Raw genomic sequence first — 2,538 nt, 5'->3', positions numbered from 1 at the left:
GTGCGTGGCCCCTCTGCGGCCCCGGCACCAGACTGACCTACGGGCTCAACGTCCCAACGAGCTACCGGCGTCGGCGGGCAGGCGCCGCAGCCATGTTTTCACGCCGGCAAGGCGCACCCGAAGGGATCAGGGAGACTGACCTGCGCACTGAACTCCTCGGTGCGCAGTTCCGACACACGTTGTGCGCACCGATCTGTTCAGCGCGCAGCCCTGTTCGCTTCCGGCGTGGATGAGGCGCGAAGGGGCGTCGACCGCAACCTGGAGTTCTTCCCCGCGCTGGAGCGGGCCCTGGACCTGACGAAGAAGGGCCCCCGTCCTGCTGACCGCCTACTAGGCTCCGGCCGCGATCCGGCGCATGGGCGTCCGGGGCTTGAGACTTGGTTGCGCAACCGAAGGGCCCCAAAGGGCCGGGGCGCTCGCGGCCGCAGCCGTGCAGGCTGCTCAGGCCCAGATGACCGCCCTGCGGGGCGAGGAACTCGAGGACTAGCGCGTCGGCCGCCTCGCCCGCTCGGTAGCCGCCCACAGCAACGAAATGGCCGAGCCGGATGCCCGGGACGAAGCCCGCTTCCGCCAGCACCACGACGCCGAGATCATCCAGCAGGGGGACAGCAGAGCCGGACGGAGTGGGACCACATCCGGCCCGCCCGTCATTCCGCCGCGCGGGCTAGTCCGGCGTGCCGGTCCCCCCAGGCCGAGACCGCTTGCAGGAGTCTGGACGCACCCCACGCGACGTACCGCATCGGGAGGCGTCAGTACTCATGCGACCCCAGTTCAAGACGCAGAACGTGGCGTCGGTCCCGGGCTTCCTCTCGGCCGACGAGTGTGCCGCTGTCATCCGGGCCATGGACGAGTCACCCCGCGAGCCGGCCCAGGTGGTCCGCGCCGGCGAATCGGTCCTCGACCCCTCGCTGCGCCTCTGCTTCGACCACCACTTCCCCGAGGACCACAAGCGGCGCATCGGCGAGCGCATGGCGTCCTACTTCGACGACCACCGTGCGGCGTTCGACTCGGACGCGGACTTTCTCTACGGCCCGTACTTCATGTCGTACGAGAAGGGCAGCTACTTCCGCGCGCACCGCGATGTCGCCAACCACAAGGACGATCCGCCGCGGCTCGCCGCCCACCGCTGGTCGCTGCTGCTGTACCTTAACGGCCGCCGCGTCACCGGGGCCCTGCCGACGTTCGACGGTGGCGCGCTCACCGTCTACGAGACCGATCCCCGCCTGCGCGACCGCCGGGTGGTCGTCGTGCCCGAACCGGGGATGCTTCTGCTGTTCCGCTCCTGTCTGATGCACGAGGTGGCGACCGTGCTAGACGGCACGCGGTACGCAGTCGCCGGTTGGATGTCCAGTGCCAGCTCCCCCGCTCTCGGAGGCCCGCGATGACCTATCACTCCTCCGCCAACGAGTCGGTCCGGATGGGGGTGTCCCGCGACACCGACCTCGAGACGCGGACCGCGCTCGCGGCGTTCTGCCGCCGCAACGGCTACCCGTACCTCTTCACCGAGGTACTGGAGCCACTGCTGTCCGGGCACGGTCTCGTCCTGGCGCTGGCAGTGACGGAGCGTCCGTGGCCGTCTAAGGGCATCGGGTCGCAGACGATCGAGGCAGTGGGCATCGCCATGATCGGAACCGAGGGCCGGGCCCATCTCACCCCGGTCCTGACCAACCGGAGGAACGCCACCAACGTCGGTCTCGTCGGCGCCCTGACGAAACAACTGCTCGAGCACCTGCGCGAGGTGGACGTCCCTTCGGCCGGCTACCTGGTACGCCAGGGCGACCGGGCACTCGAGCGCGCCCTCGAACGCGCCGGCTTCGCCGAGGCGGACTTCCGGTCGTCCACCGACTTCGCCGACTACCTGGAGTTCGCCGCCCCGCCACAAAAGGTCCTCGACGCGCTAGGCCTGACGGCACTACGGGTCGGCGACCTCCTGGCGCTGGACCTGGACGGTGGGGAGCTCGACCGGCTGGGTACCTACCACTTCGCACTCATCGCCGGGCTCACGGCCTATTTGCAGGACTCGCTCAGGCACGCGGCCCTCCTCCCGGGCCTGATGGACCTCGTCGCCACGCTGCCGCCCGGGGGCGTCCCGCCCGGCACTCCCGGGCCGCCGCTGACATGAGCCGTACGGCATTCCCGCCCGGGCAGGCGCCGCACGGCGCACGGGCGTCGACGGTGTCGTTAGTCGTCTCGACGCTGGACGAGGGCGCCGAGCTGCACGCGACCCTCGAGTCGGTATACGCCGGATCCGTCTTCCCGGACGAGACGATCGTCGTCGATGACGGCGGCACAGATGGCAGCTGCGTCCTACTGGAACGGGCGAAGTGGCGGGCCTGCGGCGTCGTCGTGCGCCGCATCCGGCGCAGCGGCGTCGCTGCGGCCCGCAACGTTGTCAGCGGTCGCGCAATTCCCCACGATCACCATGATCAGCGTCACGTAATTCGGCTCTGTCGCTGATCTTGTGATCGGGGGTCAGGTTCGGTGCAGGATCCGCAGGCGCAGGAGGTCGAAGTTGGCGCGGCCGTATCCGGCCCGTTT

At 69.8% G+C, this 2,538-nt stretch carries 3 protein-coding genes; all 3 read left to right on the top strand.

The window, feature by feature from the left end; translation table 11 throughout:
- Positions 1-758: 758 nt before the first annotated feature.
- The 3 genes from ABZT03_RS43750 to ABZT03_RS43740 are packed head-to-tail and all read left to right on the top strand — an operon-like array spanning position 759 to position 2,457.
- The gene (locus ABZT03_RS43750) at positions 759-1,385 is read left to right on the top strand and encodes a 2OG-Fe(II) oxygenase (protein WP_356049830.1); all 627 of its coding nucleotides are present in this window, start codon (positions 759-761) and stop codon (positions 1,383-1,385) included.
- Positions 1,382-2,122 carry a hypothetical protein gene (locus ABZT03_RS43745; RefSeq protein WP_356049828.1) on the top strand — a complete coding sequence of 247 codons (741 nt, stop codon included), beginning with the start codon at positions 1,382-1,384 and terminating at the stop codon, positions 2,120-2,122. The genes ABZT03_RS43750 and ABZT03_RS43745 overlap by 4 nt, the downstream gene beginning before the upstream one ends.
- Complete coding sequence (locus tag ABZT03_RS43740; protein ID WP_356049826.1) at positions 2,119-2,457, top strand: glycosyltransferase family A protein; 339 nt, start codon at positions 2,119-2,121, stop codon at positions 2,455-2,457. Before ABZT03_RS43745 ends, ABZT03_RS43740 begins: the two co-directional genes overlap by 4 nt.
- Positions 2,458-2,538: the final 81 nt, after the last annotated feature.

Origin of the sequence: Streptomyces sp. NPDC005574, assembly GCF_040605435.1 — a bacterium.
In the GTDB taxonomy this organism is placed as follows: domain Bacteria; phylum Actinomycetota; class Actinomycetes; order Streptomycetales; family Streptomycetaceae; genus Streptomyces.
This window is presented reverse-complemented; position numbering and strand designations above follow the sequence as displayed.